Below are 12,422 nucleotides of genomic sequence, written 5' to 3' on the forward strand. Positions count from 1 at the left end.
CGCGTACGTCCCGCGCGTGCGCCGGGGGGAATGCGGCCCGGGCCTACACTCTGTTACATGCCTGAAACCCCCGCTGCATCCGGCGCGCCCGCCGTCGACATCAAGCCCCGCAGCCGCGTCGTCACCGATGGCATCGAAGCCACCACGTCGCGCGGAATGCTCCGCGCCGTGGGCATGGGCGACGAGGACTGGGACAAGCCCCAGATCGGCATTGCGTCGAGCTGGAACGAGATCACCCCCTGCAACCTGAGCCTCGACCGGCTCGCCCAGGGCGCCAAGGAGGGCGTGCACTCCGGTGGCGGCTACCCGCTGCAGTTCGGCACCATCTCCGTCTCCGACGGCATCTCGATGGGCCACGAGGGCATGCACTTCTCGCTGGTCTCCCGCGAGGTCATCGCCGACTCCGTCGAGACGGTCATCATGGCCGAGCGCCTCGACGGCTCCGTGCTTCTCGCCGGCTGCGACAAGTCGATCCCCGGCATGCTGATGGCCTCCGCCCGCCTCGACCTCTCCAGCGTGTTCCTCTACGCGGGGTCGATCGCTCCCGGCTGGGTCAAGCTCAGCGACGGCACCGAGAAGGATGTCACGATCATCGACTCGTTCGAGGCGGTCGGCGCCTGCCTCGCGGGCAAGATGAGCGAGGCCGACCTCAAGCGCATCGAGTGCGCGATCGCCCCCGGTGAGGGCGCGTGCGGCGGCATGTACACCGCCAACACCATGGCCTCGGTCGCCGAGGCCCTCGGGCTCAGCCTCCCGGGCTCGGCCGCGCCGCCCTCGGCGGACCGTCGCCGCGACTACTTCGCCCATCGCTCGGGCGAGGCCGTCGTGAACCTGCTGCGCCAGGGCGTCACGACCCGCGACATCCTCACCAAGGAGGCCTTCGAGAACGCGATCGCCCTCGCGATGGCCCTCGGCGGCTCGACCAACGTCGTGCTGCACCTGCTCGCGATCGCCCGCGAGGCGGACGTCGAGCTGAGCCTCCACGACTTCAACCGCATCGGCGACAAGGTTCCCCACGTCGCCGACATGAAGCCGTTCGGCAAGTACGTCATGAACGACGTCGACCGCCACGGCGGCATCCCGGTGATCATGAAGGCGATGCTCGACGAGGGTCTGCTGCACGGCGACGCGCTCACCGTGACCGGCAAGACGCTCGCGGAGAACCTGGCCGATCTCGACCCCGACCCGGTCGACGGCACCGTCATCCACACTTTCGACAACCCCATCCACGCCACCGGCGGCCTGACGATCCTGCACGGCTCGCTCGCCCCCGAGGGTGCCGTGGTGAAGACCGCGGGCTTCGACGCCGCCGTCTTCGAGGGTCCCGCCCGCGTGTTCGAGCGCGAGCGTGCCGCGATCGACGCTCTCGCCGAGGGATCGATCGAGGCGGGCAGCGTGGTCGTCATCCGCTACGAGGGCCCCAAGGGCGGCCCCGGCATGCGCGAGATGCTCGCGATCACGGCCGCCATCAAGGGCGCCGGGCTCGGCAAGGATGTACTACTCTTGACGGACGGTCGATTCTCCGGCGGCACAACCGGCCTCTGCATCGGCCACATAGCACCCGAAGCGGTGGACGCAGGTCCCATCGCCTTCGTGCGCGATGGTGATCTGATACGGGTCGATATCGCGGCTCGCACTCTCGACCTACTCGTCGATGATGCAGAGCTCGACTCCCGCCGCTCTGGCTGGGAGCCGCTTCCCCCGCGCTACACCCGAGGCGTTCTGGCCAAGTACTCCAAGCTCGTGCGCTCCGCCGCGGAGGGCGCGACCACGGGGTGACCCCGCCGCATCCCATTCACCCACTCCTGTCGAGGTACTCATCATGTCCGCCGACACCGCACCGGCTGTGCCGCGCCCGCCGGCACGTACTGCGTCCGCTCCCGTGATCACCGGGGCCGAGTCTGTCGTCCGCACCCTCGAGCTTCTCGGGGTCACCGACGTCTTCGGTCTTCCCGGCGGCGCGATCCTGCCGGTCTACGACCCGCTCATGGACTCGTCGAAGATCCGCCACATCCTCGTCCGCCACGAGCAGGGGGCCGGTCACGCCGCCCAGGGCTACGCGGCGGCGACCGGCAAGACGGGGGTTGCGATCGCGACGTCCGGGCCCGGCGCCACGAACCTCGTCACCGCGATCGCCGACGCCTACATGGACTCGGTGCCGATCGTCTGCATCACCGGGCAGGTGTTCTCGACCCTCATGGGTACGGACGCCTTCCAGGAGGCCGACATCGTCGGCATCACGATGCCGATCACGAAGCACTCGTTCCTCGTGAAGGATGCCTCGGAGATCCCCGGAGCGATCACCGCGGCCTTCGAGATCGCCAGCACCGGCCGCCCCGGACCCGTGCTCGTCGACATCACGAAGGACGCGCAGCAGGCCGAGGTGCCGTTCGTGTGGCCGGCGAAGATCGACCTGCCCGGCTACCGTCCGGTGACGAAGGCGCACGGCAAGCAGATCCAGGCGGCCGCGCAGCTGATCGCCGAGTCGTCGAAGCCGGTGCTGTACGTCGGCGGCGGTGTGGTGCGCTCGCAGGCCTCGGCCGAGCTGCGCACCCTGGCCGAGGCGACCGGCGCTCCCGTGGTGACGACGCTCATGGCGCGCGGCGCGTTCCCGGACTCGCACCCGCAGCAGCTGGGGATGCCGGGCATGCACGGCACGGTGCCGGCGGTGCTCGCCCTCCAGGAGGCCGACCTGATCGTCGCCCTCGGTGCCCGCTTCGACGACCGCGTGACGGGCAAGGCCTCGCTGTTCGCCCCGAACGCGAAGGTCGTGCACGTCGACATCGACCCTGCGGAGATCTCGAAGATCCGCATCGCCGACGTACCGATCGTGGGCGACCTGCGCGACGTGCTGGTCGACCTCGACACGGCGTACGCGCAGGCGGTCGCCGCGCAGGACGGTCGCGCCGACCTCACCGAGTGGTGGTCGTTCCTCGACGGCCTGCGTACCGAGTTCCCGCTCGGCTACGCGCCCACGAGCGACGGTCTCCTCGCGCCGCAGCAGATCATCAGCCGCATCGGCGAGCTGACCGGTCCCGAGGGCATCTACGCGGCGGGCGTGGGCCAGCATCAGATGTGGGCGGCGCAGTTCATCGGCTACGAGCGTCCGAACGCGTGGCTCAACTCCGGTGGCGCCGGAACCATGGGCTACGCGGTGCCCGCCGCGATGGGCGCGAAGGTCGCTGAGCCCGACCGTGTCGTGTGGGCGATCGACGGCGACGGCTGCTTCCAGATGACCAACCAGGAGCTCGCCACCTGCACGATCAACCAGATTCCGATCAAGGTCGCGATCATCAACAACTCGTCGCTGGGCATGGTGCGGCAGTGGCAGACCCTCTTCTACGACGGGCGCTACTCGAACACCGACCTGAACACGGGCCACGACACCATCCGGGTGCCCGACTTCCTCAAGCTCGCGGAAGCCTACGGATGCCTCGGCATCCGCGTGGAGCGCGAGGACGAGATCGACGCGGCCATCGAGCTGGCGCTCGCGACCAACGACCGTCCGGTCGTGATCGACTTCGTCGTGAGCCGTGACGCCATGGTGTGGCCGATGGTGCCGCAGGGCGTCAGCAACAGCTATGTCCAGTACGCGCGTGACCACGCGCCCGCGTTCGAGCAGGAGGACTGACCATGACCAGTCACGTGCTGAGCCTCCTCGTGGAGAACAAGCCCGGTCTGCTGACCCGCGTCGCGGGCCTGTTCGCGCGTCGCGGCTTCAACATCGAGTCGCTCGCGGTGGGTGTCACCGAGGTGCCGGGTCTGTCCCGCATCACGGTGGTGGTCGACGTCGACGACCTCCCGCTCGAGCAGGTCACCAAGCAGCTGAACAAGCTGATCAACGTGATCAAGATTGTCGAGCTGGATGCCGCGGCATCCGTGCAGCGCGAGCACGTGCTCGTGAAGGTGCGCACCGACAACAGCAACCGCTCCAGCGTGCTGGAGGTCGTGAACCTCTTCCGCGCCTCGGTGGTCGACTACGCGCCGGACGCACTCGTGGTCGAGGTGACCGGCGACCGCGGCAAGGTGGATGCGCTGCTGCGCGCTCTCGAGCCGTTCGGCATCAAGGAGCTCGCCCAGTCGGGCCTCCTCGCCATCGGCCGCGGGCCGAAGAGCATCACCGAGCGGGTCCTCCGCGCCTGACCGTGCGCACCCGGGAGGGTGCGACATCCCGTTTCATCACAGCTTCAACAGAAGGAGAAAGACAAGTGGCAGAGATCTTCTACGACGACGACGCCGACCTCGCGCTCATCCAGGCGAAGAAGGTCGCGGTCGTCGGCTACGGCTCGCAGGGACACGCGCACGCGCAGAACCTCCGCGACTCGGGCGTCGAGGTCGTCATCGCCCTCAAGGAGGGCTCGAAGTCGACCGCGAAGGCTCAGGAGGACGGCTTCGAGGTCAAGACCGTGGCCGAGGCGGCCGAGTGGGCGGACCTCATCATGATCCTCGCGCCCGACCAGCACCAGCGGTCGATCTACAACGACGAGATCAAGCCCCACCTCGCGGCGGGCAAGACGCTGGCGTTCGCGCACGGCTTCAACATCCGCTTCGGCTACATCGAGGCGCCCGAGGGCGTCGACGTGATCCTCGTGGCCCCCAAGGCCCCGGGTCACACGGTGCGTCGCGAGTTCGTCGCCGGTCGCGGCATCCCGGACATCATCGCCGTCGAGAAGGATGCCTCGGGTCAGGCGTGGGACGTCGCGAAGGCGTACGCCAAGGCCATCGGGGGAACCCGTGCCGGTGTGATCAAGACCACCTTCACGGAGGAGACCGAGACCGACCTGTTCGGTGAGCAGGCCGTTCTCTGCGGTGGTGTGTCGCAGCTGATCCAGTACGGCTTCGAGACCCTCACCGAGGCCGGCTACCAGCCGCAGATCGCCTACTTCGAGGTGCTGCACGAGCTCAAGCTCATCGTCGACCTCATGTGGGAGGGCGGCATCGCCAAGCAGCGCTGGAGCGTGTCGGACACCGCCGAGTACGGCGACTACGTCTCGGGCCCCCGCGTGATCGACCCGCGCGTCAAGGAGAACATGCAGGGCGTGCTCGCCGACATCCAGTCGGGTGCGTTCGCAGAGCGCTTCATCGGCGACCAGGACGCCGGCGCCCCCGAGTTCCACGCTCTGCGTGAGAAGGCGGCTCAGCACCCCATCGAGGCCGTGGGTCGCGACCTGCGTGCGCTCTTCGCGTGGAAGCAGCAGGACGCGGACTACGTCGAGGGCAGCGCCGCGCGCTGATCCTCTCGATCCTCCGACGTCGCAGCCTCCCGCGACCGTCGCGGCGACCTGTGGTCGCCCGGCGGTCGCGGGAGGCTCCGGCGTTTCGGTCCCGGGTCGGGGCGCGCGACGCGGGGTAGTGCGACGGCGTGAGAGGGTGGACGCATGGCCAGACCCGACGACGACGATGCCCTGCGCTGGGACGGTGACGACGATCCGACGCTGACGCCGTCGGGCGTCTCGCAGTCCGCTCCTCGTGCGGCATCCGCTCCGTCCCCCGCCGCGCCCGCGAAGGCGACCCTCCCCGAGGGGTTCGCCGCGGTCGGCAAGGGCAGCGACGAGGTCGAGACGGCGGATGCCGCCGGCGACGCAGTCGCGGCGGGCCCCGCGCCGATGGGCAACGCGATGCTCGTGACAGTGGGCGTGCTGGGCGGCGTGTACGCGCTCTGGACGATCGGCTGGATCATCGGGGGGCTGCGCCTGCGCACGGTCGCCGACGTGCTGGTCGACCCGGTCGCCTACGCGGTGGCGATGTGGCTGGCGGTGGCCACGCCCGCGATCTGGTTCTTCGTCACGTCGTGGCTGACGGCGCGCTCGCGCAGTTGGCTGCGCCTCGTGCTGCTGATCGCCGGGGCGGCGCTGCTCGTGCCGTGGCCGTTCGTGATGGTCGGGGCGGTGGGGTCATGACGACGGATGCCGCTCCTCGCCGCCGTGCGGCGCTGCCGGTGTGGCTCGTGGCCACGGTCTCTGCGTTCTTCGGTCTGTTCTACGCGTACGCCGTGTGGGCGGCGGTGGGCTTCCTCATCTCGCAGGCGTCGGGTCCGCTCGGTCTGAACGGCTACGGCTGGTTCGTGCTCATCCTCGCCGTCGTGTTCCCCGCGATCGCCTTCGCGATCGCCTTCGCGATCGGCTGGCGTCGGCGGCTGCTGCCGTTCGCGGCGATCCTGCTCACCGGGCTCGGTGTGACGGCGGTGTTCTGGGTGAACGTACTGGGCTACGCGGCGGCCTACGGCGCGCAGCTGCTGGGTTCCTGACGCTCTGCGAGCCCGTCACACGGTCGGAGCGGCATCGCCCGGCGCGATAGGCTGGCGCTCACTGCGCCGTGCGACCTGCGGAGCCGCTGCGCGCTCGTCCTGCGCCGCGCGCGCTCCCGGAAACGCCGAAGGATCCACCCCGTGACGAAGCCCGTCGTGCTCATCGCCGAAGAACTCTCTCCCGCCACGATCGAGGCTCTCGGGCCCGACTTCGAGGTGCGCCATGTCGACGGCGCCGACCGTTCGGCGCTGCTGCCCGCCCTCGCCGACGTCGACGCCGTGCTCGTGCGCTCGGCGACGAAGCTCGACGCCGAGGCGATCGCCGCGGCCCCTCAGCTCAAGGTGATCGCTCGCGCGGGTGTCGGTCTCGACAACGTCGACATCAAGGCGGCCACGACCGCGGGCGTCATGGTCGTGAACGCGCCGACCTCGAACATCATCTCGGCGGCCGAGCTCACGATCGGCCACATCCTCTCGCTCGCGCGGCGCATCCCCGCCGCTCACGCGTCGCTCGCCGGCGGCGCGTGGAAGCGCTCGTCGTACACGGGTGTCGAGCTGTACGAGAAGACCCTCGGCATCATCGGTCTCGGCCGCATCGGCGCGCTGATCGCGGCGCGCGTGCAGGCGTTCGGGGTGAACGTCGTCGCGTACGACCCGTATGTGACGAGCGCTCGTGCGCAGCAGCTCGGAGTGACCCTCGTGACCCTCGACGAGCTGCTCGAGCAGAGCGACTTCGTGACGATCCACATGCCGAAGACGCCCGAGACGACCGGAATGATCGGCGTCGAGCAGCTGCGTCGCATGAAGCCGACGGCGTATGTCGTCAACGTCGCCCGCGGCGGGCTCATCGACGAGCAGGCGCTGTTCGACGCGCTGTCGACCGGGGAGATCGCCGGTGCCGGTCTCGACGTCTTCACGGCCGAGCCGCCGAAGGAGGGCTCCGTGGCGGCCGCCCTCACGGCGCTCCCGAACGTCGTCGTGACGCCCCACCTCGGCGCGTCGACCGATGAGGCCCAGGAGAAGGCGGGCGTCTCGGTCGCGAAGTCGGTCAAGCTCGCCCTCGAGGGCGACCTCGTGCCCGACGCGGTGAATGTCGCCGGCGGCGTGATCGACCCGTTCGTGCGCCCCGGCATCGCGCTCGTCGAGAAGCTCGGTCAGATCCTCGCGGGCCTCGCGACCGGCGCCGTCACGCGCATCGACCTCGACGTGCGCGGCGAGCTCGCCGCCTACGACGTGAAGGTCTACGAGCTGGCCGCGCTGAAGGGGTACTTCTCGCGCATCGTGAGCGACAACGTCTCGTACGTCAACGCTCCGCTGCTCGCGCAGCAGCGCGGGGTGGAGATCTCGCTGACGACCTCGCCCGACTCGAAGGACTACCGCAACACCACGACGCTGCGCGCCGCGCTGGCCGACGGCTCGACCCTGACGGTCGCCGGCACCCTCTCGGGCACGAAGATGGTCGAGAAGATCATCGGCATCAACGACTACGACATCGAGGTGCCGATCGCCGAGCACCACATCGTGATGCTCTACACCGACCGCCCCGGCATCGTCGCTGTCTACGGGCAGAAGTTCGGCGAGGCGGGCATCAACATCGCGGGCATGCAGATCGCACGTCGTTCGGCGGGTGGCCAGGCTCTCGCGGTGCTGACGGTCGACTCGCCGGTTCCCGACGAGATCCTCGCCGAGGTCAGCGGTGCGATCCAGGCCGACCTCTTCCGCGAGCTCTCGCTGACCGAGGTCTGAGCGCGCCGGCTCAGACGGCGCTGCGCTCGACGAGGGCGATGAGCGCCCCTAGGGCGTCGTCGTCGAGGTCGGGTCCGGGCACGGAGCCGGTCGAGAGCGCGTTGTTGAAGTAGAGCCCGTCGCTGACGAGCATCACGAGCTGCAGTGCGGTCTCGTCGCGCGTGTGGGGGCGGAGGGTCTCCTCCCACACGTCGCGCAGGCGTCGGAGGGCGTCGGATGCCACGGCGTCGCCGTTCTGCGCGAGGCGCGACACGGTGACGATCGTGCGGTCGAACGGCGTGTTGTGCATGATCGATGACCGCATGAACGCGGCGATCGCGCCGACGGGGGAGGTGGCGACATCCGCCATCTCGGCGACGCCGCGGGAGGACATCCGCTCGATCACGGCGGACTGCAGGGCGTCCTTCGACGCGAAGTGGTAGAGCAGGCCCCCCTTCGAGACGCCGGCGGCGCGGGCGACGGCGTCCATCGTGGCGGCGGCCGGGCCGTCGGCGATCACGACGTCTTCGTAGGCGTCGAGCACGCTCTCGCGGGCGCGGGGAGGGCGACTCATGCGTTCCAGGGTAGTGAGGAGGCATCCGGCACTCTGTTACTATACCAACTGGACGGTATAGAAATGATGACACTGACTGAAGAGATCCGCCTGGCCGACGAGCAGGGGAAGCGGGTGGGATGGCGCGGCTGGGCCGCGCTCGTCGTGCTGATGCTGCCCGTGCTGCTCATCTCGGTCGACAACACCGTGCTGAGCTTCGCGCTGCCCGACATCTCCCTGCAGCTCGGCCCCACGGCCGTGCAGCAGCTGTGGATCGTCGACGTGTATCCGCTGGTGCTCGCCGGCTTCCTCGTGACGATGGGCACGCTCGGCGACCGGTTCGGCCGGCGACAGATGCTGCTCATCGGCGCCACCGGCTTCGCCGCCGTCTCCGCGGTGACCGCGTTCGCGCCGTCGGCGGAGCTGCTGATCGCCGGCCGCGCCCTGATGGGCGTGTTCGGGGCCATGCTGATGCCCTCGACGCTGTCGCTGCTGCGCAGCATCTTCACTCACCGCGACCAGCGGCGCCTCGCGATCGCGGTGTGGGCGTCGATGTTCTCCGCGGGTGCCGCGCTCGGGCCGATCGTCGGCGGCGTGCTGCTGTCGCACTTCGCCTGGGGTTCGGTCTTCCTGATGGCCGTTCCCGTGCTCATCCCGCTGCTGGTGTTCGCGCCGCTGCTCGTGCCCGAGAGCCGCGACCCGCGGCCCGGTCGCATCGACCCGGTGAGCATCGTGCTGTCGATGGCGGCGACCGTGCCGATCGTGTGGGCCACCAAGGAGACCGCCGTTCACGGCGTGGGCACTGTCCCGCTCGTGCTCGTCGTCGTCGGTCTCACGGCCGGCACGCTGTTCGTGCGCCGGCAGCTGCGCGCGGAGCGCCCCATGCTCGACATGCGACTGTTCCGCTCGGGAACCTTCTCGGGCGCGCTCATCGTGAACCTCCTCAGTGTCGTCGCCCTCGTCGGATTCCTGTTCTTCGTCGCTCAGCACCTGCAGCTGATCGTGGGGCTCTCGCCGATCGAGGCGGGCCTCGCGCTCGTGCCCGGACTCGCCGTGATGATCGCGGCGGGGCTCATCGTCGTGCCGATAGCGATGCGCGCCCCCGCCCGGGTGGTCGTGCCGGTCGCGCTCGTCTTCGCGTTCGCGGGCTACGTGGCCGTCGCGTTCGCCACGGAGTCCGGGTCGCTCGCGGTGCTCATCGGCGCGTTCGCGAGCCTCGGTGCCGGCATCGGCGCGGCCGAGACCGTCTCGAACGAGCTCATCCTCTCGAGTGCCCCGGCCGCCAAGGCGGGTGCCGCGAGTGCCGTCTCCGAGACGGCCTACGAGCTGGGTGCCGTGCTCGGCACCGCGGTGCTCGGTGGCGTGCTCACGGCGCTCTACCGCGCGCACCTGGTGGTGCCGGTCGGCGTGCCCGACGACGTCGCCGTCGCCGCACGCGAGACGCTTGCCGGGGCCGTGCACGCGGCGGGGGACCTGCCCGCCGCGGTCGGTCAGGCGCTGCAGGATGCCGCGGCATCCGCCTTCGACCAGGGAGCCTTCGTGACGGCGCTCATCGGGGCCGCGCTCGTCGTCGTGGCCGCCGTCGTGGCGGCCACTACGCTGGGATCGACCCGCAGCGCGGGACGGTCGGATCACTGACGAGCCGCAGCGCTGCCCTACCCGCGAGGAGAGCAATGTCGCGCGTCGTGAAGCTGGCCGTCATCCCCGGTGACGGCATCGGCCCCGAGGTCGTCGCCGAGGCCGAGAAGGTGCTCGACGCCGTCACGGCCGGCAGCGAGGTCGTCTTCGACAAGACGCGCTTCTCGCTCGGGGCGGCGCGCTACCTCGAGACCGGCGACACCCTCACCGACGCCGACCTCGCCGCCATCGCGGGGCACGACGCCATTCTGCTCGGAGCTGTCGGCGGTGTTCCCGGCGACCCTCGCCTGAAGGACGCGAACATCGAGCGAGGGCTGCTGCTGAAGCTGCGGTTCGAGCTCGACCACTACGTGAACCTGCGCCCGTCGACGCTCTACCCGAGCGTGCCGGGGCCGCTGCGCGACCCGGGCGAGGTCGACTTCGTCGTGGTGCGTGAAGGCACCGAAGGCCCCTACGTCGGCAACGGCGGGGCGATCCGCCGCGGCACGCCGCACGAGGTCGCGAACGAGACATCCGTGAACACCGCGTACGGTGTCGAACGGGTCGTCCGCTACGCGTTCGACCTCGCCGAACGACGGGGCAAGAAGCTCACCCTCGTGCACAAGACCAACGTGCTCGTCAACGCCGGGTCCCTCTGGCACCGGCTCGTGCTCGCGGTCGGCGCGGAGCACCCCGAGGTCGCCGTAAACTACATGCACGTCGATGCGGCCACGATCCACCTGGTCACGAACCCGTCCCGTTTCGACGTCATCGTCACCGACAACCTCTTCGGCGACATTCTGACCGACCTGGCCGGGGCCATCACCGGCGGCATCGGTCTCGCCGCCTCGGGGAACATCAACCCCGACGGTGCGTTCCCGTCGATGTTCGAGCCCGTTCACGGTTCGGCCCCCGACATCGCCGGCACCCAGCAGGCCGACCCCACGGCCGCGATCCTCTCCGTCGCGCTGCTGCTCGATCACCTCGGGCTCACCACGGAGGCCACCCGCGTCACCCGCGCCGTCGAGGCCGACATCGCCTCGCGCTCCGACGCCCCCCGCACGACTTCCGCCATCGGCGACGCGATCGCCGCGCACCTGCAGGCGTAACCTGACAGCACCGCGCGCTTCGCGCCGAGCATTCCAGGATGTGACATGACTCTCACCGACACGAACGACACCGCTCTCGCCCCCCTCGACTTCGCCGTCACGAAGAACCTCGCCGCCGCCTCTCCCGCGGCCCGCGAGGAGATCCTCGCGAACCCCGGATTCGGCCAGAAGTTCACCGACCACATGGTCGACATCTGCTGGTCGGCCGGCGGCGGCTGGCACCGCCCCCGCGTGCAGCCGTACGGTCCGATCTCGCTCGACCCCGCGGCATCCGTGCTGCACTACGGGCAGGAGATCTTCGAGGGGCTGAAGGCCTACCGCTGGGCCGACGGATCGATCCGCACGTTCCGCCCCGATCGCAACGCGGCGCGGCTGCGCGCGTCGGCCCGTCGGCTGGCCCTGCCGGAGCTTCCCACGGAGTATTTCGTGCAGTCGCTGCGTGAGCTCATCGCGGTCGACGGCGACTGGGTGCCGTCGGCTCCCGAGACGAGCCTGTACCTGCGCCCCTTCATGTTCGCGAAGGAGGCCTTCCTGGGCGTGCGCGCGGCGAAGAAGGTCGCGTACTACGTGATCGCGAGCCCCGCGGGCGCCTACTTCCACGGTGGCATCGCGCCGGTGAAGATCTGGCTCGAGACCGAGTTCTCCCGTGCGGGCAGCGGTGGTCTCGGTGCGGCGAAGACCGGCGGCAACTATGCCGCGAGCCTCCTCCCGCACGAGAAGGCGGCCGCCCACGGCTGCGCGCAGGAGCTCTACCTGGATGCCGCGGAGGGCCGCTACATCGAGGAGCTCGGCGGCATGAACGTCGTGTTCGTGCGACGCGACGGCAGCCTGCTGGTGCCGGAGTCCGACTCGATCCTGCCCTCGATCACCCGTGACTCGGTGCTCACCGTCGCGCGCGATCTCGGTCACGAGGCGGAGATCCGCCAGGTCGCGATCGACGAGTGGCGCGAGGGCGTCGACTCGGGCGAGATCGTCGAGGCGTTCGCGTGCGGCACGGCCGCCGTCATCACGCCGATCGGCCAGCTCATCGGCGAGGAGTACACCATCGGCGACCCCGACGCCCCGGCGGGCGCGCTCACGATGGAGATCCGCCAGGTGCTCACCGACATCCAGTACGGACGTCGCGAGGACACGCACGGCTGGATGCTGCGCCTCGACGACTGAGCATCTC

The 12,422-nt window shown here is 69.9% G+C and carries 11 protein-coding genes; 10 read left to right on the forward strand and 1 reads right to left on the reverse strand.

Features of this window, described 5'->3' with window-relative positions; all coding sequences use genetic code 11:
- The first annotated feature begins 57 nt into the window (after positions 1-57).
- The 7 genes from ilvD (at position 58) to serA (ending at position 7,993) form a co-directional block, all read left to right on the forward strand.
- On the forward strand, positions 58-1,779 hold the full coding sequence (ilvD, locus tag BGO15_RS07005) for a dihydroxy-acid dehydratase (RefSeq protein ID WP_056206999.1): 1,722 nt from the start codon (positions 58-60) through the stop codon (positions 1,777-1,779).
- Positions 1,780-1,822: 43 nt separating this feature from the next.
- Positions 1,823-3,631 (forward strand): acetolactate synthase large subunit, encoded by a 1,809-nt coding sequence (locus BGO15_RS07010; protein WP_056206998.1) that lies wholly within the window; start codon positions 1,823-1,825, stop codon positions 3,629-3,631.
- A gap of 2 nt (positions 3,632-3,633) precedes the next feature.
- On the forward strand, positions 3,634-4,143 hold the full coding sequence (gene ilvN / locus BGO15_RS07015; RefSeq protein WP_045248491.1) for an acetolactate synthase small subunit: 510 nt from the start codon (positions 3,634-3,636) through the stop codon (positions 4,141-4,143).
- A 65-nt stretch (positions 4,144-4,208) separates the two neighbouring features.
- Positions 4,209-5,234, forward strand: coding sequence for a ketol-acid reductoisomerase (gene ilvC, locus BGO15_RS07020; RefSeq protein WP_045248490.1), 1,026 nt, complete (start codon positions 4,209-4,211; stop codon positions 5,232-5,234).
- A 144-nt stretch (positions 5,235-5,378) separates the two neighbouring features.
- Positions 5,379-5,900 carry a hypothetical protein gene (locus BGO15_RS07025; RefSeq protein ID WP_056206996.1) on the forward strand — a complete coding sequence of 174 codons (522 nt, stop codon included), beginning with the start codon at positions 5,379-5,381 and terminating at the stop codon, positions 5,898-5,900.
- Positions 5,897-6,247 carry a hypothetical protein gene (locus tag BGO15_RS07030; protein ID WP_056206994.1) on the forward strand — a complete coding sequence of 117 codons (351 nt, stop codon included), beginning with the start codon at positions 5,897-5,899 and terminating at the stop codon, positions 6,245-6,247. The genes BGO15_RS07025 and BGO15_RS07030 overlap by 4 nt, the downstream gene beginning before the upstream one ends.
- Positions 6,248-6,388: 141 nt before the next feature.
- Entirely contained in the window at positions 6,389-7,993 is a 1,605-nt protein-coding gene (gene serA, locus BGO15_RS07035) for a phosphoglycerate dehydrogenase (RefSeq protein ID WP_056206992.1), read from the forward strand.
- A gap of 10 nt (positions 7,994-8,003) precedes the next feature.
- On the opposite strand, the gene BGO15_RS07040 is transcribed toward serA, so the two are convergent.
- Positions 8,004-8,546, reverse strand: coding sequence for a TetR/AcrR family transcriptional regulator (locus BGO15_RS07040; RefSeq protein WP_056206990.1), 543 nt, complete (start codon positions 8,544-8,546; stop codon positions 8,004-8,006).
- A 66-nt stretch (positions 8,547-8,612) separates the two neighbouring features.
- On the opposite strand from BGO15_RS07040, the gene BGO15_RS07045 reads away from it, so the two are divergent.
- The 3 genes from BGO15_RS07045 to BGO15_RS07055 are packed head-to-tail and all read left to right on the forward strand — an operon-like array spanning position 8,613 to position 12,415.
- A complete protein-coding gene (locus tag BGO15_RS07045) occupies positions 8,613-10,163 on the forward strand; it encodes an MFS transporter (RefSeq protein WP_056207112.1) in 1,551 nt (516 codons plus the stop codon).
- 35 nt (positions 10,164-10,198) lie between these two features.
- Complete coding sequence (locus tag BGO15_RS07050; protein WP_056206988.1) at positions 10,199-11,251, forward strand: 3-isopropylmalate dehydrogenase; 1,053 nt, start codon at positions 10,199-10,201, stop codon at positions 11,249-11,251.
- A gap of 45 nt (positions 11,252-11,296) precedes the next feature.
- Positions 11,297-12,415, forward strand: a complete 1,119-nt coding sequence (locus BGO15_RS07055) for a branched-chain amino acid aminotransferase (RefSeq protein WP_056206986.1) — start codon at positions 11,297-11,299, stop codon at positions 12,413-12,415.
- Positions 12,416-12,422 lie beyond the last annotated feature (7 nt).

Source organism: Microbacterium sp. 71-23 (genome assembly GCF_001897265.1).
In the GTDB taxonomy this organism is placed as follows: domain Bacteria; phylum Actinomycetota; class Actinomycetes; order Actinomycetales; family Microbacteriaceae; genus Microbacterium; species Microbacterium ginsengisoli.

Coding starts and splice junctions, on each gene's coding strand:
- ilvD (WP_056206999.1), top strand. CDS start 58: ATGCCTGAAACCCCCGCTGCATCCGGCGCGCCCGCCGTCGACATCAAG.
- BGO15_RS07010 (WP_056206998.1), top strand. CDS start 1,823: ATGTCCGCCGACACCGCACCGGCTGTGCCGCGCCCGCCGGCACGTACT.
- ilvN (WP_045248491.1), top strand. CDS start 3,634: ATGACCAGTCACGTGCTGAGCCTCCTCGTGGAGAACAAGCCCGGTCTG.
- BGO15_RS07025 (WP_056206996.1), top strand. CDS start 5,379: ATGGCCAGACCCGACGACGACGATGCCCTGCGCTGGGACGGTGACGAC.
- BGO15_RS07030 (WP_056206994.1), top strand. CDS start 5,897: ATGACGACGGATGCCGCTCCTCGCCGCCGTGCGGCGCTGCCGGTGTGG.
- BGO15_RS07040 (WP_056206990.1), bottom strand. CDS start 8,546: ATGAGTCGCCCTCCCCGCGCCCGCGAGAGCGTGCTCGACGCCTACGAA.
- BGO15_RS07045 (WP_056207112.1), top strand. CDS start 8,613: ATGACACTGACTGAAGAGATCCGCCTGGCCGACGAGCAGGGGAAGCGG.
- BGO15_RS07050 (WP_056206988.1), top strand. CDS start 10,199: ATGTCGCGCGTCGTGAAGCTGGCCGTCATCCCCGGTGACGGCATCGGC.
- BGO15_RS07055 (WP_056206986.1), top strand. CDS start 11,297: ATGACTCTCACCGACACGAACGACACCGCTCTCGCCCCCCTCGACTTC.